23 protein-coding genes and 1 pseudogene are annotated in these 22,587 nt (G+C 45.0%); 11 read left to right on the forward strand and 13 right to left on the reverse strand.

Annotated elements, in window-relative coordinates; translation table 11 throughout:
• Window positions 1-54 precede the first annotated feature (54 nt).
• Both CVV77_RS09280 and CVV77_RS09285 read left to right on the forward strand, forming a co-directional pair.
• On the forward strand, window positions 55-1,203 hold the full coding sequence (locus tag CVV77_RS09280) for a glycerate kinase (RefSeq protein ID WP_100275221.1): 1,149 nt from the start codon (window positions 55-57) through the stop codon (window positions 1,201-1,203).
• 93 nt (window positions 1,204-1,296) lie between these two features.
• Window positions 1,297-2,328: a polysaccharide pyruvyl transferase family protein gene (locus CVV77_RS09285; RefSeq protein ID WP_100275222.1), complete on the forward strand. Its 1,032-nt coding sequence runs from the start codon at window positions 1,297-1,299 to the stop codon at window positions 2,326-2,328.
• Window positions 2,329-2,370: 42 nt separating this feature from the next.
• Here the strand turns inward: CVV77_RS09285 and CVV77_RS09290 are convergent, their stop codons facing one another.
• Complete coding sequence (locus CVV77_RS09290) at window positions 2,371-3,063, reverse strand: LrgB family protein (RefSeq protein WP_100275223.1); 693 nt, start codon at window positions 3,061-3,063, stop codon at window positions 2,371-2,373.
• Complete coding sequence (locus CVV77_RS09295; protein WP_019259974.1) at window positions 3,033-3,437, reverse strand: CidA/LrgA family holin-like protein; 405 nt, start codon at window positions 3,435-3,437, stop codon at window positions 3,033-3,035. The genes CVV77_RS09290 and CVV77_RS09295 overlap by 31 nt, the downstream gene beginning before the upstream one ends.
• Before the next feature lie 223 nt (window positions 3,438-3,660).
• Here CVV77_RS09295 and CVV77_RS09300 point away from each other — a divergent pair, with 223 nt between their 5' ends.
• Complete coding sequence (locus CVV77_RS09300; RefSeq protein ID WP_003236430.1) at window positions 3,661-4,092, forward strand: MarR family transcriptional regulator; 432 nt, start codon at window positions 3,661-3,663, stop codon at window positions 4,090-4,092.
• Window positions 4,093-4,140: 48 nt separating this feature from the next.
• Here CVV77_RS09300 and CVV77_RS09305 read toward each other — a convergent pair whose 3' ends face one another.
• Window positions 4,141-5,214, reverse strand: coding sequence for an SDR family oxidoreductase (locus CVV77_RS09305; protein ID WP_100275224.1), 1,074 nt, complete (start codon window positions 5,212-5,214; stop codon window positions 4,141-4,143).
• Window positions 5,215-5,343: 129 nt separating this feature from the next.
• Between CVV77_RS09305 and yxaF the strand changes: the two genes are divergently transcribed.
• The 3 genes from yxaF to CVV77_RS09320 all read left to right on the forward strand — a co-directional run bounded on the left by yxaF (window position 5,344) and on the right by CVV77_RS09320 (window position 8,341).
• Window positions 5,344-5,919: a transcriptional regulator YxaF gene (yxaF, locus tag CVV77_RS09310; RefSeq protein ID WP_100275225.1), complete on the forward strand. Its 576-nt coding sequence runs from the start codon at window positions 5,344-5,346 to the stop codon at window positions 5,917-5,919.
• Window positions 5,920-6,011: 92 nt separating this feature from the next.
• The gene (locus CVV77_RS09315; RefSeq protein ID WP_100275226.1) at window positions 6,012-7,025 is read left to right on the forward strand and encodes a quercetin 2,3-dioxygenase; all 1,014 of its coding nucleotides are present in this window, start codon (window positions 6,012-6,014) and stop codon (window positions 7,023-7,025) included.
• Between the two features lie 107 nt (window positions 7,026-7,132).
• Window positions 7,133-8,341 carry a DUF418 domain-containing protein gene (locus CVV77_RS09320; protein WP_100275227.1) on the forward strand — a complete coding sequence of 403 codons (1,209 nt, stop codon included), beginning with the start codon at window positions 7,133-7,135 and terminating at the stop codon, window positions 8,339-8,341.
• 29 nt (window positions 8,342-8,370) lie between these two features.
• On the opposite strand, the gene CVV77_RS09325 is transcribed toward CVV77_RS09320, so the two are convergent.
• A complete protein-coding gene (locus CVV77_RS09325; protein ID WP_019259969.1) occupies window positions 8,371-8,826 on the reverse strand; it encodes an RDD family protein in 456 nt (151 codons plus the stop codon).
• 255 nt (window positions 8,827-9,081) lie between these two features.
• Between CVV77_RS09325 and CVV77_RS09330 the strand changes: the two genes are divergently transcribed.
• On the forward strand, window positions 9,082-9,507 hold the full coding sequence (locus CVV77_RS09330; RefSeq protein ID WP_019259968.1) for a DUF5391 family protein: 426 nt from the start codon (window positions 9,082-9,084) through the stop codon (window positions 9,505-9,507).
• A 101-nt stretch (window positions 9,508-9,608) separates the two neighbouring features.
• A pseudogene (locus CVV77_RS09335) lies at window positions 9,609-10,842 on the forward strand (PQQ-binding-like beta-propeller repeat protein).
• 43 nt (window positions 10,843-10,885) lie between these two features.
• Here CVV77_RS09335 and CVV77_RS09340 read toward each other — a convergent pair.
• Window positions 10,886-11,353, reverse strand: a complete 468-nt coding sequence (locus tag CVV77_RS09340; RefSeq protein ID WP_100275228.1) for an RDD family protein — start codon at window positions 11,351-11,353, stop codon at window positions 10,886-10,888.
• A gap of 205 nt (window positions 11,354-11,558) precedes the next feature.
• Window positions 11,559-12,896: an aldehyde dehydrogenase family protein gene (locus tag CVV77_RS09345; protein ID WP_100275229.1), complete on the reverse strand. Its 1,338-nt coding sequence runs from the start codon at window positions 12,894-12,896 to the stop codon at window positions 11,559-11,561.
• 142 nt (window positions 12,897-13,038) lie between these two features.
• Here CVV77_RS09345 and CVV77_RS09350 point away from each other — a divergent pair, with 142 nt between their 5' ends.
• Window positions 13,039-14,181 (forward strand): TetR/AcrR family transcriptional regulator, encoded by a 1,143-nt coding sequence (locus CVV77_RS09350; protein ID WP_100275230.1) that lies wholly within the window; start codon window positions 13,039-13,041, stop codon window positions 14,179-14,181.
• 28 nt (window positions 14,182-14,209) lie between these two features.
• Here the strand turns inward: CVV77_RS09350 and CVV77_RS09355 are convergent, their stop codons facing one another.
• On the reverse strand, window positions 14,210-15,031 hold the full coding sequence (locus tag CVV77_RS09355; protein ID WP_100275231.1) for an SDR family oxidoreductase: 822 nt from the start codon (window positions 15,029-15,031) through the stop codon (window positions 14,210-14,212).
• Between the two features lie 116 nt (window positions 15,032-15,147).
• Between CVV77_RS09355 and CVV77_RS09360 the strand changes: the two genes are divergently transcribed.
• Together CVV77_RS09360 and htpG are read left to right on the forward strand one after the other, a co-directional pair.
• A complete protein-coding gene (locus CVV77_RS09360; protein ID WP_029316939.1) occupies window positions 15,148-15,399 on the forward strand; it encodes a hypothetical protein in 252 nt (83 codons plus the stop codon).
• Window positions 15,400-15,566: 167 nt separating this feature from the next.
• Window positions 15,567-17,447, forward strand: a complete 1,881-nt coding sequence (htpG, locus tag CVV77_RS09365; RefSeq protein ID WP_019259961.1) for a molecular chaperone HtpG — start codon at window positions 15,567-15,569, stop codon at window positions 17,445-17,447.
• Window positions 17,448-17,490: 43 nt separating this feature from the next.
• Here the strand turns inward: htpG and CVV77_RS09370 are convergent, their stop codons facing one another.
• From CVV77_RS09370 to CVV77_RS09395, 6 genes are all read right to left on the reverse strand, one after another.
• A complete protein-coding gene (locus CVV77_RS09370) occupies window positions 17,491-18,876 on the reverse strand; it encodes a sugar porter family MFS transporter (protein WP_100275232.1) in 1,386 nt (461 codons plus the stop codon).
• Between the two features lie 118 nt (window positions 18,877-18,994).
• Window positions 18,995-19,483 carry an HPP family protein gene (locus CVV77_RS09375; protein WP_250501488.1) on the reverse strand — a complete coding sequence of 163 codons (489 nt, stop codon included), beginning with the start codon at window positions 19,481-19,483 and terminating at the stop codon, window positions 18,995-18,997.
• 135 nt (window positions 19,484-19,618) lie between these two features.
• Window positions 19,619-20,185 (reverse strand): CGNR zinc finger domain-containing protein, encoded by a 567-nt coding sequence (locus CVV77_RS09380; RefSeq protein ID WP_084994139.1) that lies wholly within the window; start codon window positions 20,183-20,185, stop codon window positions 19,619-19,621.
• Between the two features lie 198 nt (window positions 20,186-20,383).
• On the reverse strand, window positions 20,384-20,689 hold the full coding sequence (locus CVV77_RS09385) for a DUF2653 family protein (protein ID WP_003236405.1): 306 nt from the start codon (window positions 20,687-20,689) through the stop codon (window positions 20,384-20,386).
• Between the two features lie 3 nt (window positions 20,690-20,692).
• Window positions 20,693-21,343, reverse strand: coding sequence for a hypothetical protein (locus CVV77_RS09390; protein ID WP_100275233.1), 651 nt, complete (start codon window positions 21,341-21,343; stop codon window positions 20,693-20,695).
• 309 nt (window positions 21,344-21,652) lie between these two features.
• Window positions 21,653-22,585, reverse strand: coding sequence for an aldo/keto reductase (locus tag CVV77_RS09395; RefSeq protein WP_100275234.1), 933 nt, complete (start codon window positions 22,583-22,585; stop codon window positions 21,653-21,655).
• Window positions 22,586-22,587: the final 2 nt, after the last annotated feature.

Below are 22,587 nucleotides of genomic sequence, written 5' to 3' on the forward strand. Positions count from 1 at the left end.
GTACATTGGAGATAGATAGCGTAAGTGAATCATGTTTTGAAAGAGGCGATTTGGATGAAAATCATCATTGCACCTGATTCTTTTAAGGAAAGTTTATCAGCTCTAGAGGCCGCTGACGCGATAGAAAGAGGCTTTAAATCGGTTTTTCCTGGTGCCGATTATAGAAAACTGCCGATGGCGGATGGCGGTGAGGGCACCGTTCAGTCTCTGGTTGATGCTACAAACGGATGGATCAAAGAGCAGGTTGTCACGGGGCCGCTGGGGGAGCCTGTGAAAGCGTTTTTTGGCATGATGGGGGATGAAAAAACGGCTGTGATTGAAATGTCTGCTGCATCAGGGCTGCATCTGGTGTCCGTTGAAAAGCGCAATCCGCTTGTCACTACAACGAAAGGGACGGGAGAATTAATCACAGCGGCTCTTGATGCGGGAGCGGAGCGTTTGATCATCGGGATCGGCGGAAGCGCCACGAATGACGGAGGAGCCGGGATGATTCAAGCATTGGGCGGAAGGCTTCTTGATGACTCAGGCCGTGAGATCGGGCCCGGGGGCGGCGCGTTATCTCAGCTCGCATCCATAGATGTAAGCAGGCTTGATTCCAGATTGCGGACTGTCAAAATCGAAGTCGCCTGCGACGTGGACAATCTGTTAACAGGGCCAAGAGGAGCTTCAGCTGTTTTCGGGCCCCAAAAAGGCGCGACAGCCGACATGGTGGATGCACTGGATCAGCACCTGACCCATTTTGCGGATGTGGCAGAAAAAGCGCTCGGAACAACCTACAGAGAAACAGAGGGCGCCGGCGCAGCAGGCGGTCTGGGGTGGAGTCTGCTGGCTTTTCTTCATGCTGATTTGAAAAGAGGTATTGATATTGTCCTTGAAGCGGTTGATTTTGAAAATGAAGTTCAGGATGCGGACCTTGTGATTACCGGTGAGGGGCGGATTGACAGCCAAACCATTTATGGAAAAACGCCGATCGGCGTGGCCAAAGCTGCTAAATCATATGATGTGCCCGTCATTGGCATTGCGGGTTCAGTGTCACGAGACAGTGATGCCGTCTATCAACACGGAATCGACGCGCTTTTTAGCATCGTTCCCGGAGCCGTGCCTCTTGAAGACGCGTTTGAACATGCCGCAGAATATATGGAAAGAACGGCTCGAGACATTGCAGCATCCATCAAATTGGCAAAAACAATATTTCTGATATAGCCGGCGCACACGCCAATGCATAGCCATCCTCCCTTTGGGGTAAAGACAGTTAACCACACAATGAAGCATTCATCCCAGAAGGAGGACGCAGACATGACTGTACAAGAAATCAAAGGCAAAAAACTCGTAAAAGGCATTGCGCCAAACGTTGAACCAGAAGCCCTGTTAAATGATAAACGAAAAGTATTTTTGTTTGGTTCCCCGAGTTACACAAACATTGGCGACCAAGCGATTGCATATGCGGAAGAGAAATTTATAAAAAATCGTTTTCCGTATTATGAATACATTGAGATTATGGATTATGCGACGGATGAGGGCATTGAACTGGTGAAGGAGATCATCCGTGAAGACGATATTGTCTGCTTTACTGGCGGAGGGAATTTGGGAAACCTTTATCTCGATATTGAGGAAGACAGAAGAAAGGTCTTCTCGGCGTTTAAGGACTACAAATCGATTTCTCTGCCGCAATCTGTGTATTTTGAAGATACAGAGGAAGGAAATAAAGAAAAGAAAAAAACACAGGATGCGTACCATCAAAATCCTAACTTAACGATTGCTACGCGTGAGACGCAGACGTTGGATGTTGTAAAAGAGACATTCGATTCCAATGTGATCTTTACACCGGATATGGTGCTCTCCTTGGATATTGTGCCGAAAGAGCTCGAACGGGACGGCGTTCTCTTTATTTTAAGAGCGGATAAGGAGAAAGTGACAGACGAAGACTTTATTTCACAGATGATGAAATGGGCAGAAAAAACAACCTATGCGGAGCGTACCGATACGGTGCTGGATACGGTCGACACCATTGATTACGCTGATCGTGAAAAGCATTTTATGGAGATGCTTGACCGCATCGGTTCCAGTAAATTGGTGATTACCGACCGCCTTCACGCGATGATTTTCTCGATTATCACCAAAACACCTTGCCTCGTCTTTGGAAACAGCTACGGCAAAGCCAAACATTCGTACCGGAATTGGCTTGAAAGCTTAAACTTCATTGAATATACGGATAAGAATGATGTTGAGGAACTGGAGCGCATGATCGACCGCCTGCTTCAAGTAGAGCCGAATGAAGTTGATTTGTCTAAGGATTTTCAACCGCTCGTTGATTTTTTTGCATCGTGAAGATAAAGAAAGACTGCCCTCCTCCGGGGCAGTCTTTCTTTATTAAATATGAAACAGCCAGACGACGAGCGGGCCGAAAAATGAGCCAAACACTGCACAAAGCGTCATGGAGACGGAACTCATGGATACGGCAAGTTCCCCATATTCAAATGCTTTAGAGGTGCCCAGTGCATGGGAGGCGCTTCCTAATGCGATGCCTTGGCCGAGAGAACTGCGTATGCGAAGCCATTTTAGGACAAGCGGCCCGAGGATGACGCCTGAAAAGCCCGCGATCATCACAAATACGACTGTCATGGAAGGAACACCGCCAAGACCGGCGGCGATCTGAATGGCGACAGGGGTTGTGATTGATTTTGGAAGAATGGATAATAAAAGATCATGATCAATCCCGAATGCTTCCGCGAAGATCAGCCCGCTGATCATTCCCATGCATAGACCGACCAGTACGCCGCCTATGATGGGAACACAATGTTTTACAATGATATGCCATTGTTTATAAAGCGGATAGGCCAGCGCCACAACAGCCGGCCCAAGCAAAGAATTGATCCATTTTCCCCCGATCATATAGCCTTCATACGAAACATGGAACAACACCAAAACCGCGACAATCAATATTGTCGTTGTCAGAACAGGGATAAGAAATGGCAGCGGGAATCGCTTATAGAGTTTGACCATCACTAAATAAGCGGCAACTGTTAAAAGAATTATAATGATTGCGATACATGCTTGCTGCATTTCTCTTTCTCCTCACGCTTTTTTGCTTTTTTCTCTAATAGCTGGCTGACGAATCCAGCCGCAATGATCGTGACGATGGTGCTCAGAACGACTGTAATCAGCAGCATCAAACCATTTAATGAAATGAGAGACGGGTATTTCATCACTCCTGTCATTGCCGGGATGAACAACAATGGAAGAAAGGACAATAAAAAACCAGCTCCGTCTTGAATAATGGAGACGGGAACAATACGGAGACCTAAACAGATCAGCAGCAATACCAGTCCGACTATGCTTCCTGACACTGGTAAATGAAACAGATGCTGAAGGGCTTCCCCAATCATAAAAAAGACATATAAAATCAACACTTGCAAAATAATTCGTATGACTTTCACATCAAGTGCTGCTCTCCAATTAGAACAGCTTCCTCCTTTCTGGTGACTTGCTCTGGCGATTGTTCTGAGGAATCACTTTACTTTCTTTTTGTATGATTGTACTATACAAGTATAAAAATGATTTAGTCATATAACTTGTATTAATGGAGTTAATATACATTTGTATTATACAAGTATATATGGTGTTGTCAATGTCGGAGATTGGAATGGGGAGCGAGAGCGATTGCAAAAACAAAATCCAGTTGAATTAATTGAATATGAGCTGACGACTTTTATCAGGAGAGCTGTTTATCTGGATCAATCAGAGAAAAGAACAGGGAATTTGGAGAGATCATCCTACTTATTGTTAAGACAGTTGGATGAATTTGGGCCTGCCCGCGTAAAGGAGCTGGCCGATTCGTTTAAATTAGATATCTCTACTCTTTCAAGACAAGCAGCTGCATTAGAGGCGAAGGAGCTCATCTATCGTTTCTCAGACCCTTCCGATGGCAGAGTCAGTCTGTTTACCATTACAAAGCTCGGCAAACAAGCATTAAAAGCCGATAAGCAAAAGCGCCTTGAACGTTATGAACAGATGCTGAAAGAGTGGTCAACAAATGAAAAAGAAATGTTTGGGGAACTTCTGCAGCGTATGAACAAGGCCTTTATCGATTAATAGCCAAAAAACCCATGTGTTCGCATGGGTTTTTTATGCCATTCAGGTTTATCTGCTTCGTTTGACGGCAGCCCATGCACAAGCAAGCCCGGCAAGAACAGCCGCCGATACAATCGGGCGCTTCGTGGCTTTCGTGTAGTAGCTTCTTGACCGCATCCATCCTTTATTTGTGCCTCTGTCATGCAGGCCGTAGCCCGCTTCATAAAGCGCACTTTTTTCTCGGGGGTTCGACGGTCTTTCGGCATGCTGGCTGAAATACATGATTTTTTCCATCAGTCTGTCGGTCAGCCGGGGGAAAAGAGCACCCAGCATGGCGATGGCTTTTGCCTGTGAGCCGATGTACATGTCACGCTTCGGGTGTTCGGCGGCAAACAGGATGGCTTCGGCGGCCGCTTCCGGCGGGTAGATCATGGAGCGGTAATGAGCCGGCTGTTTGTCGAGGTAGCTGCGCGCATGTTCGTTGTAAGGCGTGTCAATTCTGCCCGGATGGATGAGCGTAACCGAGACGGGTGCCTGTTCTTTTTCGAGCTCCATTCGGATGCTTTCCGTCCATCCGTGAAGCGCAAATTTGGCTGACGCATATGCGGATTGAATGACCGTTCCCCTGTCGCCGAACAGGCTTCCTACATTGATGAGGGCACCCGGCACGCCTCTGCTGGTGTAGTGTTTGACGGCTGCTCTTGTTCCGTAGACAGGTCCCCAGAAGTTTGTGTCGAACATTCGCTTCATGTCGTCGACGGTGACGTCCATGGCGTGTCCGAAAATCGAGACGGCGGCATTGTTGACCCATGTGTCAAAGTGGCCGAATGTGCTGATCGCGGTTTCTGCGATGCGGTTGATGTCTTCTTCTTTTCCGGTATCCGCTTTCACCCATATGGCGTCGTGCCCTTTTTCCTTTAGTTCATCAGCGAGCTCCTTCAGCGCTTCTTCATTTCGTGCTGCTGCCACGACCTTTGCCCCTTTTTCAGCTGCCATTCTCGCAGTGACAAGCCCGATTCCGCTTGAAGCGCCGGTAATGACAATCACTTGATCCTTAAGTTGTTTCAGTTTGAGCTTCGTTTTCATGCCCGGGTTCTGTTGTTCAAGCTGTTCTGTATTTGTGACTGCATCATCGTTTGCCATTAAGAATCCCTCCTGAACGCGTTTTTGTACCTTTACCCGATCCAGGAGGTTCTTAGCCCTTTTGACAATCACAGGGTTCTTTTTTATATTATATAAGTCGCTCTACCATACCTAGGAGGGAATGTTTTAATGACTAGCAGAGGAGATTCACGTGAAAAAATCCTTCACACGGCGTCACGTCTGTTCCAGCTGCAAGGATATCACGCGACAGGTTTGAACCAGATTGTGAAAGAAAGCGGTGCTCCTAAGGGATCGCTTTATCACTTTTTTCCGAATGGCAAAGAAGAATTAGCAATTGAAGCGGTTACATATACAGGAAAATTAATTGAACTTCTGATACAGCAGAGCATGGACGAATCCTCTGATCCAACAGAAGCGATTCAGCATTTTATCAAAAAAACAGCCAGCCAGTTTGACAATACAGAAAGCATTCAAGGCATTCCAGTCGGTTTGCTGGCGAGTGAGACAGCGTTAATCAGTGAACCGCTGCGGATGGTTTGCATGAAGGTGTTTAAAAGCTGGGAAGCGGTTTTTGCCAGAAAATTAATGGAAAACGGATTTGCAGAAGAAGAAGCAAATCAGCTTGGAATGCTGATCAATTCGATGATTGAGGGCGGTATCATGCTTTCGTTAACGAATAAAGACAAAACGCCCCTTCTTCTCATTGCCGAGCAAATTCCAGTGCTGGTGAGAAAAAAAGGGTAGCATTTTGTTATCCTTTCTCCTACAATTATATAGAACGGTCTAGTCAGATAAACTATATTATATAGACTGGTCTAAATTGGAGGAAGCGATATATGAAAACATTATGTGAAAACGCATTACCTAAAGAAAAAATGCCTTATTTGCTCCGCAGCGGAGAAGGTGAGCGCTATTTGTTCGGCAGACAGGTTGCCACGGTAATGGCGAATGCGAAGAGCACAGGCGATCTGTTTGAGATCGTGCTGCTTTCCGGGGGAAAAGGAGATGCCTTTCCGCTTCACGTCCACAAGGACACACATGAAGGGATTCTCGTTTTGGACGGTAAGCTTGAGCTGACACTTGATGGAGAACATTATTTATTAGTATCAGGCGATTATGCGAACATTCCGGCCGGAACACCGCACAGCTACCGGATGCAGAGCCACAGAACACGACTGGTGTCCTACACGATGAAAGGAAATGTAGCGCACATGTATTCCGTTATTGGGAATCCATATGATCACGCTGAACATCCGCCGCACGCAATCGAAGAAGTGTCAAACGAGCGATTTGCACAAGCGGCCGCTGTGGCGGACATTGCCTTTCTGGATGATGAAAAGCCAGCAGGTGCGGCAACATTAGCTGAACTTACAGAGCTTCCGGATAGAGCCGTTCCATACGTGCTTGAGTCTGGGGAAGGCGACCGTCTGTTGACGGGGGATCAGCTTCACCGCATTGTGGCCGCACAAAAAAATACAGACGGCCAATTTATCGTCGTATCATCGGAAGGCCCTAAAGGTGATCGGATCGTTGATCACTATCATGAACACCATACAGAAACATTTTATTGCCTTGAAGGGCAGATGACGATGTGGGCGGATGGCCAGGAAATTCAGCTGAACCCGGGAGATTTTCTGCATGTCCCTGCGCACACCGTTCACTCCTATCGTCTGGATTCTCATTATACAAAGATGGTGGGCGTACTGGTTCCAGGCTTATTTGAACCGTTTTTCCGGACGTTAGGTGAGCCGTATGAAGGCCACATCTACCCAAGTGAGCCTCAGGCTCTGCGCTTTGATCGCGTCCTGCAGAATATCGAAGCATTAGATTTAAAGGTAATGAAACCATAAAAATGACAAGATTGTAAGGTTCCCATGCCTGCCTGACACCTAAATCGATGTTTGCCCGCCCCTTTTTTTCATACCCTTAAGGTACAGAAAAAAGGAGCGTGATGAATGTGGCTTCATTACAGCCGACTTTGGCAAATGAGCGGATCGGCGTGCTTGATGTACTAAGAGGAATGGCGATTTTCGGCATCTTATTTGTCAATCTGGCACATTTCAGTTATCCGGATATGTACTTGTCTATGCTTGGAAAAGAGAACTTTTTTACAGAAAAGTGGTCTGAAGCAGACTTTGCAGCAGCAGACATACTGACATTTTTTATCCAAACAAAATGTATTTTATTGTTTTCCTTTTTATTTGGATTCGGCATGGTTGTCATGATGGAGAGAGCCGTAAGCAAAGGGAAGCGGTTTGTTCCGCTATATGCGAGAAGGTTAGCGGCGCTTCTCTTGTTTGGAACGGTTCATGCCTTTTTGATTTGGGACGGGGATATTTTAACGGAATACGCCCTGCTCGGCTTTGTCCTGCTCTTATTCCGAAAGGCAAAGCCGAAAACACTGCTGATATGGGCGGTCTCTTTGTATCTTTTGTTTTCCATTCCGTTTATTTTGACCAGCTTTTATCAATCAAACGGACAGGAATGGGTCCAAGCGGCAACTCAGCAAGCAAAGCAAGCACTTCATGTTTACGGAAGCGGCAGCTTGAAGGACATTGCGGAACAGCGGATCCACGATCGTCTTGTTTACATGTCTTCGAATGGCATGCTTACGTATAACCCGCTCAACTTCTTCTTTGCATCGATACCTTATTTCAGCATGTTTTTGTTGGGAGCTGCGGCGGCGAAATCACGGTACTTGCACGATCCGGGAAAGTATCGCAAAGGATTGAAACGAGTGTGGATGGCTGGTCTTGTCATCGGCATGAGCGCCCAAGTGCTGTACACTGTAACAGATAAGGAAATATTCTTGCTGATTGGCGCGCCTTTCTTGATGTTTTTCTATGTCACAACGGTTGTCTATCTTTATCATAAAACAAGAGTGAGAACAGTGCTCCAATCCTTCTCCGCTGTTGGACGGATGGCATTTACCAATTATCTGATGCAGTCTATCGTGTGTACGTGGATTTTCTATCATTACGGCTTGGGATTGTATGGGAAAGTGTACCCTTTTGCTGGTGTGCTTATCACAATTGCCGTTTGCGGCGTTCAAATGGTCTTCAGCCACCTTTGGCTTCGGGTATTCCGGATGGGGCCGTTTGAGTGGCTGTGGAGAAGCGCTACGTATCTGGCATGGCAGCCTATTGCAAAGAAAACAAAAGTCTAGATGCCTATTGGCGTCTAGACTTTTTTCTATTATTTATACACGACACGTGTTTTGCAAATGATGTCATGCAGGCCTTTTTTCTCTCCAAAGGCGATCATGATAAAACCGATATAAAAGATGATTCCTGATAAGATATATGCAAAGTAACGGCCAATTCCTTGTCCGACAGAAACCCGTTCGCCTTGTTCATTGACCACTTTCAGGCCAAGAATTTTTTTGCCGAGTGTGCCCTGCATTTTAGAAGATGTGAGCAGACCGTAATATAATACACTAATGACGATCGTGATCAGCATGGTAGGCAAAAATGCAAGCGTCATGTATTTCACTAAATACTCTTCTTCCGTCATGTAAGGGTCTGCTGCCACAGATCCAGCTACAAAAACACCATTGATAATAAATAGAATAATATAACTAGGAACAGATACAATAATGCCATCGATCAAATAAGCTAAAAAACGAATCCAAAATCCTGCCGGTTTTTCCATGTATTTTTCTCTCTCCTTTGAATTAATCTGGAACAGTATACTTTGAAAAAAAAGCACATGCAATATGATATGGTGATAAAATCCTGATATGCCTGAAAAATGAGTCTTTTATCCTTTATTTTTTACTATATAAATATACTAGGAAGAACCATACGTTTGCGTATGTGTTCTGGAATTTTTTTAAAATATAATGAATTTTCTATTCGGCTTATTTATAATGAAAAGGTTAATATTTCTATTTGAAGGAGGGGTTTGATGTCTAGAAAAAACAGCGTGGCAATCGTAACAATCATTTCCGCGTTCCTTTTTTGCGCCATGATTGCGGCGGCTTCACTTTCGCCGCTGGCCGGAACGGGAGGGGCGGCCAATCAGTTTAATTCAGTTGGCATGTGGTCAGCTATTGGTATGATTCTTGTATTGTATTTTATTCCTTTTATCATTTATATGCTCGGAGTAAATGCGATGAGGTATGTCATGGCGGTGCTTTGCGGCTTTGGGCTGCTGATTCACTTGTCTTCTGCCGGTTTTATCTTGATGTTTAGTTTATTCAGTGACCATCTGCTTTCTGAGGTGATCTTTGTAATTGGGGTTAGTCTCGCTGCGGCTGCTGTCAATGTCATTTGGTTTGTGGCTGCATTTCGTTCAGTTGCTGAAAAAACGTCTGCGAACAGCCTTACATAGTTTTCTAGTTTGTGATGTTTTTGTGAAATGAAATTATTAAATGGATGAATATGTTATGGTGGTCACATATTAGAAAATACATATAATGGGGGGTCTCAATGATGGCCAAGTCATTTCGTATGAAAGCTTTGATTGCGGGAGCTGCGGTGGCGGCGGCTGTTTCGGCTGGCGCTGTTTGTGATATGCCTGCTGTCAAAGTGCTTCAGCCGACAGCTGCTCATGCTGCGGAAACGGTGTTTTCTCAAAATAATGGAGCATCCGGCTTTTTAACAGGAAGGTATGATGTACAAGCTATGGCGCCTGCCATGTTTAACTGGTCACGGGAGAGCCGATTCACTGGAAATACAGACGGGACGCTGAAATGGCAAAGTGATATCAGAACGACTCCGCAAAATGGAGCGGGAGCTGTAATTGACGGAGACGGTACGGTATATCTACACTCCAGAGACGGGGAATTGAAAGCCTTTAATCCGGATGGCTCAGTCAAATGGGTGACGGGCAATCTTGGAAAAACGTACACACAATCTCCCGTACTTGGAACCAACGGGGTCATCTATCTGGCATCCTACGATAAAAAGATTTATTTTATTGACAAGGAAACGGGTGAGATTTTAACAACAATTCCGTTAAGCGGCGGGCCAAGCTCTGAAACGGTGATCGGATCAGACGGCACGCTGTACTTCTCGACGCTTGATAATTATGTTCATGCGATCAAACCGACGTCCAAATCAACTTGGACAGAGCGCTGGAAATTGAAAACAAATGGTGTCGTTAGCTCTGTGCCGGTACTTGCCTCAAACGGGACTGTATATGTCGGCACATATAATTACGTGTTTTATGCGATCAACTCTGGAACCGGACAGGTGAAATGGTCCAGAACGACGTCAAATGCATTTAAAGGATACCCGGTGATTGATAAGGACGGCAACGTTTATGCCGGTAACCAAGACGGACAGTTGTATGCCTATACGTCAACAGGCAGTTTGAAATGGACATTTCCGCTCAAACGGGTTCTCCAGTTCATCACCTGCGATCGACCATAACGGCAACATCTATATCGGCTCAGGAAGCGGCGAGCTGTTTTCCATCAGCAAAAATGGAAATATGAACTGGTCATTCTATACAGAAGGCCCTGTCAGAACGGCGCCGCTAATTGACGCGCAGGGAACGGTTTATTTCGGGTCTGATGATATGAAGGTCTATGCGGCGGACGCAAACGGCAATGAATTATGGAGCTATCAAACCGACAGCAACGTCGTGTTATCTCCTCAGCTTGCTGAGGACGGAACGCTTTATATTGGAAGTTATACGAAGCTGATGGCTTTTGGGAAATAGCAGAAAAGGCTGGCGAGGTGATCTCGGCAGCCTGTTTTTGGTATCAATCAAGTTGTTTATTTTTATAGATAACCTTTGTCCCGCAAATATAATCGTGTAATGCCAGTTTAGAGGGGAAAGCTGCCATAATGTAACCGATATACAAAATTCCTGATGGTATGTAAGCGAAAAAACGGCCAAAGCTGTGCCAAAATGAAATTCGCTCGCCATATTGATTGACAACGATGATACCCATGAGTTTTTTGCCTAGTGTTGCTTGCATTTTTGAAGAAGTCAGCAAGCTATAATAAAGAATGCCGAAGATATATATGATGGCGATAACAGGGATCATCCCGAATATCAGGATATAAAATTTATATTGACCTTCTGTCATATAGGAGCTTCCTGCATCAATCAGAGGCAGGACAATTAAGGTGTTAATTTGGATCATAATAAAAGCAAAAAAATAGATAATTAAATCATCAATAATAGAGGCAACTGCCCGAATCCAAAATCCAGCTGGCTTTTCCATGTATAATATTCTCTCCTTTGAAGTTTTCTGGGATATTATACGTTAGAGGCTGTGCGGTTTCAATGAGATATACTAGAGGAATTTGGTCTCGTAATGAAAATGGTATTTTATCACTATTTATTTCTTTATTTTACCTTTCTATCTTTAGGTGAATAGAATGATAAAAAAAGAACCTGCAAGTTGATGCAGATTCTCTTCACTATGATTATTTAGAGGCTTGAATAAATACACCTTTCTCATGAGAAAACTCTTTAAATCCATATACCCCATGATAGGAGCCGATTCCGCTTGTGTTGACACCGCCGAATGGCAGGTTGACGTCGCTGAAATGAACGACAACATCGTTGATGGCTGCGTTGCCTGATGTCGTATGCTGAAGGACGTTGTCGATCAGGTCTTGGTTGTGGCTGAATACATAAAGCGCAAGCGGTTTATCGCGGTCATTGACGTAATCGATGACCTCATCGATGTCTTCATAGTTCATCATCGGCAGGATCGGTGCGAAGATTTCCTCCTGCATGATTTTCATGTCGGGCGTGACGTTTTTCAAAACGGTTGGCGAGATCGTGCGGTCGCTGGCGTCAAATACGCCTCCGAACACGACTTCTGCCCCTTTTTCGATGGCGTCGTCGAACAGGTCTTTGACGCGGTTAAAGTTGCGGTCATTGACGATCTGCGTAAATTTGCTGCGGTCTGGGTTGTGATCATCCTCCATAAATCCTGCGTTGACGATTGTTTGTAAAATGCCCGCGAACCTGTCTTGCACGTCTTTTTTAATGAACAGATAATCAGGTGCGATGCAGGTTTGGCCGGCGTTTACGAATTTGCCGACGGCGATCTTTTTCGCTGCGTCCATTAGATCGTATTCACTGTCGATGATCGTTGGGCTCTTGCCGCCTAGCTCAAGTGTGACAGATGCCAAGTGTTTGGCAGCGGCTGTCATAACGATTTTTCCGACATTTGTGCTTCCAGTGAAGAATATGTGGTCGAACGGCTGATCTAGAAGCTCGGTTGCCACCTCAACCTCTCCTTCAAAAATCGCGACTTCTTTTTCATCAAAAGCATCTCGAATGACTTTTGCGGCAATGCTGCTCGTGTTCATCGTAAAATCGGACAGCTTCACAATCGCGCTGTTTCCGGCTGCGAGAGAAGCGGCAAGCGGCGCCATCGTCAGCATAAACGGATAGTTCCACGGGCCGAGGATGAGTGTTACGCCTTTAGGCTCGTACATGAGAATCCCGTTTGCCTCAGGGCTTAACGATGAACCGACTTCTTTAGGCGCCATCCATTTTTCAAGGTTGTTCATATTATCTCGGATCGCTTTTTTCGTTCCTTCGATTTCCGCTTTTTTGACCTCGTGATATGGTTTGCGGACGTCTTTGCGAATCGCTTCGATGATTTCTTCTTCATGGGCGATGACGGAATCTAAAAAGCGCTGAAGCTTCTCTATGCGCTGTTCCGCTGTTGATGCGCGCAGTGCTTTTTGCTGTTTTTTCTGAAGCTGAAAGACACGCTGAATGTCGTCTTTTACTTGCTGTTCCATTGTAAAATCCCCCTCATTTGCTTTCTTTTTTTCTCGGACCTATTATAAAGTGGTACCTTTTCTGTAAGGAAGACAACGGTGAACCATCTATACGTTACCGTACATATATCGAACATCTGTCTAATGATTGGGGGTGTCTTTTGTGCCGGAATCTGCTGAAGCTCAAGCGAAACAGGCGCTGCTGGCCTTATTGGAAGAAAGGGATATTCAACATATCACAATGAAAGAAATTGCCGAAAAGGCCAAAGTGAGCCGCGGGACGCTCTACCTTTATTATGAAGACAAGTTTTCGATCATTGAGGATGTGATCGAAGATATGAAGGAAGGGCTGGGTAAAGCGCTCTATGACGCCTTCAAGCATATGGATACCCTTCATTTGAACAAAAAACGGCAAACGGTGCATCCGACTCTGTCTTTTGTTCACGAGCATCGATCCTTTTTTGGTACGATGATGAACAGAGAACATTTTCATCGATTTTTTAAGGATGTGTTTCAGCAGGATGTCTTGCTGGCTCCGATCCATGTGAATTTGACACCGATCGAACAGGAAATTTACGGACATTACCGGGCTTTGTACACGTACGCGATTATCCTGTATTGGCTGAATGAGGATGCAGCCGCGACTCCGGAAGGCATCAGCCAAAAGGTATGGGATCTCGTTTCTCAAAAGCGGTTTTATTGGCTGTTTGGGCAGGCTACGTCAGGGGAGCGGCAGGAAGACAGGCAAATCGACAGGCGTGTGGTTCGAACGAGAGAGGCGCTTCAGAAGGCTTTCCTGGATGTATTGGCGGAGAAAAAAGACTACGCGGCCATCACGATTTCAGACATTACCCGGAAAAGCAATATCCGCCGCGCAACCTTTTATGATCACTATTCCAGTAAAGAGGAATTGCTGCAAACCATGATTCAGCAATCATGTGCGGAGATCATAGATCACCTGACGATTACCTCAAGTCCGAATGCGCTTTCCTTAGAGGAAGCGGAAAAGGCGCTCGCCAGTCTGCTTTCTGCTTTAGACCGCATGCCCATTGTCCATTTTCTCAATCGGGACTGGGATGTTCCTCATGTGATACCTGAGATGTTTAAAGTGCTGGAATCGTTTTACCTGCATCAGCAGACTGATATTCATGCGGGGAAAAAGCTTTATGCCTATTATGTATCCGCGATGATTATCGGGTTGATTATGTATCGGCTGGATGAAGGAAAGATGCATGCGCCGGAAGTGCTGGCGAGGGAGTTTTTGCAGTTTTTGGATGTGAAGAAGTATAAGGTTGTATTGCTTTGAAAGACAAAAGAGAGGGACATCCCCTCTCTTATTTCGTTTCTTCCTTCCATTTCTCATCAATCAGCATCTTCCCAGGCCATGTGTACGCCATGATGCCGCCGTCTGCGGTGATGTCCTCTCCTGTGACGTATGAGCTGTCGTCTGAAGCGAGAAACAGTGCCACTGTCGCCATTTCCTTCGGCTGGCCGAGGCGTCCAAGCGGCGTGATCCATTTGTTGGCTTCACGGAATTTTTCGCCCATGTCCTGTTCTTTGGTGCCTGCCAGTTTATCAATCAGCGGTGTTTCGATTGTGCCCGGTGAAATGGAATTGACGCGGATGCCATTTCGTGCGTAATCAATCGCCATCGCTTTTGTCAGGTTGGTAATGCCGCCTTTTGCGGCGTTGTAGCCGGAACGGTCAAGATCTGCGGCCCGGCCTGACATGGAGGAGGTGTTGATGATGGATCCTCCGTTTTCGAGCATGAGCGGAATCAGGTATTTGCTGCAAAGGAACGTGCCGCGCAGGTCGACGGTGATAATGCGGTCAAACAGGTCAACCGGATATTCGTGCACTTTTCCGCCTTCTTGGTCGACGCCGGCGTTATTAAACAGAATATCAATCGTTTCGCAGGCGTCCTTGATTTGATCAGCAAATGCTTTCACACTGTTTTCATCTGACACATCGAGGTGAAAGGCGTCCGCCTGTCCTCCGTTTTGTCTGATCGCTTCGACTGTTTCTTTCATTTGGTCTTCATTGATGTCTCCGATCATCACACGCGCGCCTTCATTGGCAAAAACCTCTGCCGTCGCTTGTCCAATGCCTGTCGCGGCGCCTGTGATGACTGCGGTTTTGTTTTCAAGTCTGCCCATTGTACAAGTCCTCCTTTTTCTATTTGTCTTCCCGCTGTGTGCAGTGATAAACATGTGAGAAAAGAACTGCCAACATATGTTAAAATGGACTAGAAATTGTTAGGAGGTTTTTGGTGTTGAAGGTGCAGCATAAGAAGGAGCTCAAGTTTTATTGCTTCGTCACGATTCCGTCCGCGTTTGTTGTGCTGACTGTCATCTCTTTTTTATTCCAAGAGATTACGTTTCCGGTCACCGCAAGGGCATTTCTGAATGCTTCATGGCATAATCTATTGTTTTTGATACCATTCGGGTTGTTTTTCTACCCGGTGCATATATGGATGAAGCGGGAGTTTGGCCGCTGGAATGACGCAGAAAAAAAGAGAGGGTGATGACCTCTCTTTTTTTGAGAATAAATAGTGAAAGCGCATCTAAATCATGTTAAATTTACATATATATGCATCTATCAATCTAATTGACAATTGTCACCGCATGTGATAAATAGATGCTGTAAAGAGTTTACATAACCTAACAACCTATCAAAAAGGAGCGATCTAGAGTGGCGAAAAAAGAGTTTAAAGCAGAGTCCAAACGACTGCTGGATATGATGATTAACTCGATTTATACCCAAAAAGAAATTTTCCTGCGTGAGTTAATCTCCAATTCGAGTGACGCGATTGACAAAATCTATTACAAAGCGCTGACGGACGATGCGCTTACGTTTGATAAAGACAGTTACTACATAAAGATCGCAGCTGACAAAAGTGCGAGAACATTAACAATCTCTGATACGGGGATTGGGATGACAAAGGACGAGCTTGAGCAGCATCTTGGAACAATTGCAAAAAGCGGTTCCCTTGCGTTTAAAAAGGAAAACGAGCTGAAAGACGGACATGACATCATCGGCCAATTCGGTGTCGGTTTTTACGCGGCGTTTATGGTTGCCGATGTCGTGACAGTCATCAGTAAGGCGCTCGGCAGCGAAGAGGCATATAAATGGGAGTCTGCGGGTGCAGACGGCTATACGATTGAGCCGTGTGATAAGGATTCTGTTGGTACAGACATTATCCTGAAAATCAAAGAGAACACAGAAGATGATAGCTATGACGAGTTCTTAGAAGAATATCGTTTAAAAGCGATCATTAAAAAGTACTCTGACTTCATTCGCTACCCGATCAAAATGGACACAACCATTAATAAGCCGAAGGAAGGCAGCGAGAATGAATTTGAAGAGGTGCAGGAAGAACAGACAGTCAACAGCATGGTGCCAATCTGGAGAAAGAACAAAAGCGAGCTGACAGATGAGGACTACGAAAAGTTCTATGCTGAAAAGCATTACGGGTTTGATAAACCGCTGACACACGTTCATATCAGTGTGGATGGTGCCGTGCGCTACAACGCAATTCTATTCATCCCTGAAAACATGCCGTTTGACTATTATTCCAAGGAATATGAGAAAGGCTTGGAGCTGTATTCCAATGGCGTGTTGATCATGAACAAATGTGCGGATCTGCTTCCGGACCACTTCAGCTTTGTGAAGGGGATGGTCGATTCTGAGGATCTGTCGCTGAACATTTCCAGAGAAATGCTGCAGCATGACCGCCAGCTGAAGCTGATTGCGAAAAACATCAGCAAAAAAATCAAAAGCGAGCTGCAAAGCCTGCTGAAAAAAGACCGAGAGAAATACGAAACGTTCTACAACTCATTCGGCAGACAGCTGAAATTTGGCGTGTACAATGATTTTGGCGCGAATAAGGATCAATTGAAGGACCTCTTATTATTCTACTCTTCTAAAGAGAAAAAACTGGTCAGCTTAGACGAGTATGTTTCCAGAATGCCTGAGGAGCAAAAATACATTTATTACGCGACCGGTGATTCATACGATCGCATTGAGAAATTGCCGCAAACGGAAATGGTCGCGGACAAAGGCTATGAAATTCTCTACTTTACTGAGGACATCGATGAGTTTGCGATTAAAATGCTGGCATCTTATCAGGAAAAAGAATTCAAATCTGTATCAAGCGGAGATCTTGGCATAGACACGGATGAGGATCAAAAGCAGTCCGAGGAAGAGGAAAGCAAGTACAAGGATCTGTTTGAGGAAATGAAAAACATTCTGTCAGACAAAGTGAAAAACGTCAGAATCTCAAAACGACTCAAATCACATCCGGTCTGCCTTGCTGCTGACGGTGAAGTGACAATCGAGATGGAAAAAATCTTAAACGCGATGCCGGACAGCCAAAATGTAAAGGCGGAAAAAGTGCTGGAAATCAACCCGAATCACGAGGTGTTCCAAACGCTGCAGGACGCATTTGAACAAGATAAAGAGAAGCTGAGCCTGTACACAAATCTTTTGTACAATCAGGCGCTTCTCATCGAAGGCCTGCCGATTCAGGACCCAGTGGAATTTACGAACAATATTTGCAAGGTTATGGTGTAATAGAAAAAGGAATCGTCCCGTGAGGAGACGATTCCTTTTTTTTTTATAATGTGCGCTCATTCAGCACGTGGCTTTGGCTGCTTTTCTTCTTTTTAAACCGTTTTTTCAGGCTTGCTTCAATTTCTTCCAAGCTCTTTCCTTTGGTTTCCGGAACCATGTAGAGGGCGAAGAAAAAGGAGAGAAGACAAATGACTGAGAAAATCATAAAGACCCATGCGATGCCCATTGCGCTGAGCATCAGCGGGAAGACGAGCGACACGATCAGGTTGGCTGCCGATAGCACCAAAGTGGTGAATCCTGTCGCGGCTCCGCGCGCTTTGGACGGGAAGAGTTCAGGCATGAGCACCCAAACCACCGGACCCCATGTCGCCTGGTAAAATACGATATAAACGCCGAGAAAGACAACTGTCATCCACGCTGTTGATGCTGAGAGTCCAAGTGTCAGAAGCACGCCTGATAATGCGGCCAGACTCAGTGTGATGCCGACACTTCCCCAGATCAGAAGCTTTTTGCGGCCGACACGGTCAATTAAGATCATGGCAGTGATGCACATGATGACGTTGAGGACGCCGATGCCCATTGTGCCGAGCGCAGAAGCTGATGTACCAAGGCCAGCCTTCGTGAAAATGGTCGGCGCGTAGTAGATCACCGTGTTAATGCCGACAGCCTGCTGAAAAATGGCAAGGCCGACACCAATCAGAAGCATGGGGCGAATCCATTTGGCTTTCAGCACGCCGAGTGTCGTTTCTTTTTTCTCTGCTTCCCCTTGCTTCATCTCTGCCAATTCCATTTCAATATCCTTGGGATCATGAGTGATGTTCATGATTCGTTTTGCTTCTTCTTCACGGCCTCGCTTCACGAGCCACCTTGGCGATTCCGGCATAAACGCGATGCCGATCAATAAAAGCACGGCAGGCACCGCAGCCAGACCGACCATCCAGCGCCATGCTTCAAACGGTGTGAACAGATAGTTTACGATATAAGCGAGCAAAATCCCGGTGACAATCATTAGATTGTTCATTGTGCCGAGTGTACCGCGGATTTTCGTCGGCGCCATTTCTGACAGGTATACAGGCACAAGCGCTGTTGAACCGCCAACGGCCAACCCGAGAATCACCCGAGACGCAATCAGTATGCCGACTGTTTGAGAAAACGCGCAAGCGAGTGCGCCGACAATAAAAATGATGGAAAGGACAAATACAACTTTTCTCCTGCCCCAGCGATCAGAGCATGTCCCGCTTAAGGCAGAACCGAAAATCGCGCCAAGGAGCAGCATGCTGACAACCAATCCCTCTGTCAATGTAGTTAAAGGAATATCGTTGTTGATAAACAGCAGCGCTCCAGAGATGACGCCCGTATCGTAACCGTAAAGCAGCCCTCCTAAAGCGCCGAAAAAGTAGATCATATATTTCCTTGTGTTTGTCTTCACAAATGTTCCCCCTCAGTTGTTAGGCCAATGAGTATCTCTTATGTTTAACAAAGTTAATAGATTAGTACCCTTTTCCTATCTGATTTGAAACATTTGTTTTGAAAAAACGGACATTACTTTAAAACCAAAACGCGGGGTATTGGCGATTTTTGCGCAAATTATTGATAACAAGAGCGATGATCACGATGACGACAGATCCAATGAGTACGGGAAATACTAAATAACTCCAAGCGTATGCACCTTGAATGACGACAATCGGGTCTGCGCCAGCGGGTGGATGAGTGGTTTTGGTCAGCATCATCAAGCAAATGGCAAGCCCTGTCCCCAATGCAAAGGTCCATGGATGGGCCCCGAATATGTGAAGGACAACAATCCCAGTAAGCGCGGAAATAAAATGGCCGCCAATCACATTTCTCGGCTGTGATAATGGAGCGTTCCAAGCGCTAAATACGAGCACACAGCTTGCTCCAAAAGGCGCCATTAACCATAAGCTTGATGTATAAGCGGTCAACGAAGCGAGTGTCAGTATGGTGATAAATCCTCCTATAAGCCCTGTAACAGCGTCTTTGCCGTTTACCTGTAAAGGTGTTTTTCCTTTTCCTTTCATTTTCAAAAAGAAGTTGTTTTCCAAATTTATCCCTCCAGTATGTATAGAATAATAGCTAAAAACTAACCTGTCAATTTTATTTTTAATGGTTAGTTTTTTGTTTCAATAAAAAAACCGTTCGCAGGGAACGGATTTTTACTCATTATTGGTTTTTTTCTGATGGCGTGAGACCTTTTGTCTGTTGCCGCATATCTTCATGGAGCACCATTTTCGCCTTCCTGTTTTATCAAGAAAAAGCAAAATGCACTTTTCGTTTGCGCACCGTTTCAGCTGTTGGATTTCTTTTGTATGAATGAGCCATAACGCATCGTAAGCGATAAGCGATAAAATGGCATCATCCGGTTTTCCATTCGGAATGCGGGCGAGTTTGTCATCTATGACTTGATAAGAAAAGGGAGCGGCGGCGATTTGGTTTTGCAGGAAGGAGATAAAAGCAAGAGAAGGTTCATTGCCTTCGGCTATACGCTCAAAGTGTTTTCTTAGCTCAGCCCGGAATTGATGAATCCGTTGCAATTGTTCTTGGACTTGCGGTAGCGTAAAAGAACTGAGAAATGGAGCTGTTTCTCCCATTATTTCTAACCACGCCATCAGATCTTTTTCTGACTGGATGAGATCGTGCCGTTTATCATAGCTTATGATTTCAGTATTAACGAGATCGAGAGAAAGGTTTTGTGTGATAAGAGGGAATTGAGCATTTGCCATTGTGATCATTCCTTTCAAACTCATTGTAAGCGTCAAAACCTTTTTCACGCAAGGATATGAGTAAAAGGAGTCTTTACATTTTATCCTTCAGGCGGGCTGCTGATGATAGGGGCGGTGCTCTTCCTGTTTACAAGAAAAGTGCCGGAGGAGAAAACATCATAAAAAAACCTTACTCGCGCGGAGTAAGGTTTTGTTTTTTTATTCTCCCTCATTGACGAAAACCAAGGCGGAGAAGCCTTTTTTCTTATCAAATTGCAATTCAACGACTGTAACGTCTGGATTGAAGTTGTGGTATTCCTCTAAGAACTGAATAATGCCTTCTGAAATGTCATCTGAATCAAGCTGCTTGTGGTGCAGGCCATATTTGGCTTCAGCAAAGAATCCTGTACGCTTGTTGTAAGACAGCTCTTTTACTTCAACGTCCTCAGGGTAAATCTCTTCTTCATTAGATATATACACACAAATCCCGTCTACAATTTCTTGCTCATTTAATACTAATTTCATTCCCTAAAAGCTCCTTCTGTACGTCTTCGGTGATTTGAATGCGCGAATCAGAGCGATGACAATGAGTAAAATAATGATCAGAACGATGACATCAACGATCCAGGCAATCGGCGAAGCGCCATAAGAAACATAGCCCGGGCCTCCGACTGGATGATAGGTGTAACCCCAAGGGTGCATCATGCTGATCATAAACATGCCCGTTGTGAATCCGCTATAATAGCCAAACCACCCAGATGGCGAGAATCCTGCATTGTAGTAATGATTCACTGAAACATAACGTCCGCCCACATAAGCTTTGGATGATTTTCCGCTGTATGTCTTTCCGCTTACTTTTGATGTGGCGCCGGAAAATGTGCCTGACGATTTTTTAGAGCTTGATGAGCTCGACTTTTCCGAAGATTTCTTTTTCAGCGAAATCGACGATGATGAATCGTCAGATGTCTTGGACTTTTTGCTTGAAGAGCTTGATCCCGAACTGTAGCTTGATTTCGGGCTGGATTTATAGCTTCCGCTGTAAGACGAGCTTGAGCTTCGGCTGCTGTAACTGGATGATGAGCGGCCGCTAAAACTTTTGGCATGAGAAATGGTTGATGGCAGCAGTACACCTAAAGCAACAGTTACTGCGACTAAGGCTTTTACATATTTAAGTTTCATTATGTTTCCTCCATAGACCGGCGAAACGATCCGTTATTCTGAGCAGCAAATAAAAGAAGCTTTTTTATTCATATGAGTCTCTTATTCCCATCTAACGTTTCATATCTTGTTTTGCTTTTTCAATCACTTTCTTTCTGAGATAATCTACCTTTATTTTATCGGATTTATGGCTCTTTTTGTAAGCTTTTGCTTAAAATTAGTTAGATTGGAGCTACTAAAGGGCTTTCTCATCATGCAATCATAGAATGATAGATCAATTTTGCCCAAATAAAAACAGCCTTCCCAATGGAGAAGGCTGTTTTATTCTTCTTATACGAACAGCTTATCAATAAACGAAATATCTTCCTGAGAAAGCGTCACGTCTGCTGTTTTGATGTTATCAACCAGCTGATCGGCACGTTTTGCTCCTGGGATGAGAATATCAATTTCCGGTCTTGCCAAATACCAAGCCAATACGATGTGAGGGATGTCCACGTTGTGCTTTTCGGCAATCGGCGCAAGCTTGTTGACCTTTCTGATATTTTCTTTGAAACGCTCTCCCTTGAAGTTTTCCATTTCGTTTCGGAGGTCACCTTCAGGGAACGTTGTATCTTCTGTATATTTTCCTGCCAATAATCCTGATACGAGCGGGAAGTAAGGGATAAACGAGATATTATGCTCCTTCGTATATGGGAAGAATGTGTTTTCCGCTTCACGGTTTAACAGGTTGTATTCGCCTTGCAATACATCTACCAAGCCGTCTCTGTTTGCTTCTTTCAATTGCTCTAAAGAGAAGTTGGATACACCGATGGAACGGATTTTTCCGGCTTGCTTCATTTCATTTAGTGCGTTAACTGCTTCATCCTTCGGCGTATGTTCGTCCGGGAAGTGAATGTAGAACAAATCGATATAATCCGTATTCAAACGCTTCAGGCTTTCATCAACTGATTTCTTAAGAAATTCCGGTGAATTATCAAAGACAAAATCATTTCCTTGTTTTCTGTGCGCGGCTTTTGTTGCGATGACAACATCTTCACGGTTAAATTCGCGCAGCACTTCACCAATTAATTCTTCGGAACGGCCGATCCCGTAAATATAAGCGGTATCTAACATCGTCACGCCATTACGGATTGCCTCGCGCACCAATTCTTTTCCGGTTTCTTCATTCAGGTTCGGGTAGAGGTTGTGTCCTCCGACAGCATTTGTTCCTAATCCGATAGGGAATACCTGCAAGTCTGATTTTCCGAGCTTTGCTTTTTTCATGA

Origin of the sequence: Bacillus sp. SN1, from assembly GCF_002796895.1 — a bacterium.
Lineage (GTDB): Bacteria > Bacillota > Bacilli > Bacillales > Bacillaceae > Bacillus > Bacillus inaquosorum.

Coding starts and splice junctions, on each gene's coding strand:
- CVV77_RS09285 (WP_100275222.1), top strand. CDS start 1,297: ATGACTGTACAAGAAATCAAAGGCAAAAAACTCGTAAAAGGCATTGCG.
- CVV77_RS09355 (WP_100275231.1), bottom strand. CDS start 15,031: ATGGGCAGACTTGAAAACAAAACCGCAGTCATCACAGGCGCCGCGACA.
- yxaF (WP_100275225.1), top strand. CDS start 5,344: ATGACTAGCAGAGGAGATTCACGTGAAAAAATCCTTCACACGGCGTCA.
- CVV77_RS09345 (WP_100275229.1), bottom strand. CDS start 12,896: ATGGAACAGCAAGTAAAAGACGACATTCAGCGTGTCTTTCAGCTTCAG.
- CVV77_RS09390 (WP_100275233.1), bottom strand. CDS start 21,343: ATGAAACTTAAATATGTAAAAGCCTTAGTCGCAGTAACTGTTGCTTTA.
- CVV77_RS09315 (WP_100275226.1), top strand. CDS start 6,012: ATGAAAACATTATGTGAAAACGCATTACCTAAAGAAAAAATGCCTTAT.
- CVV77_RS09340 (WP_100275228.1), bottom strand. CDS start 11,353: ATGGAAAAGCCAGCTGGATTTTGGATTCGGGCAGTTGCCTCTATTATT.
- CVV77_RS09395 (WP_100275234.1), bottom strand. CDS start 22,585: ATGAAAAAAGCAAAGCTCGGAAAATCAGACTTGCAGGTATTCCCTATC.
- CVV77_RS09385 (WP_003236405.1), bottom strand. CDS start 20,689: ATGAAATTAGTATTAAATGAGCAAGAAATTGTAGACGGGATTTGTGTG.
- CVV77_RS09375 (WP_250501488.1), bottom strand. CDS start 19,483: ATGAAAGGAAAAGGAAAAACACCTTTACAGGTAAACGGCAAAGACGCT.
- CVV77_RS09290 (WP_100275223.1), bottom strand. CDS start 3,063: ATGCAGCAAGCATGTATCGCAATCATTATAATTCTTTTAACAGTTGCC.
- CVV77_RS09305 (WP_100275224.1), bottom strand. CDS start 5,214: ATGGCAAACGATGATGCAGTCACAAATACAGAACAGCTTGAACAACAG.
- CVV77_RS09280 (WP_100275221.1), top strand. CDS start 55: ATGAAAATCATCATTGCACCTGATTCTTTTAAGGAAAGTTTATCAGCT.
- CVV77_RS09330 (WP_019259968.1), top strand. CDS start 9,082: ATGTCTAGAAAAAACAGCGTGGCAATCGTAACAATCATTTCCGCGTTC.
- CVV77_RS09325 (WP_019259969.1), bottom strand. CDS start 8,826: ATGGAAAAACCGGCAGGATTTTGGATTCGTTTTTTAGCTTATTTGATC.
- CVV77_RS09380 (WP_084994139.1), bottom strand. CDS start 20,185: ATGGCAAATGCTCAATTCCCTCTTATCACACAAAACCTTTCTCTCGAT.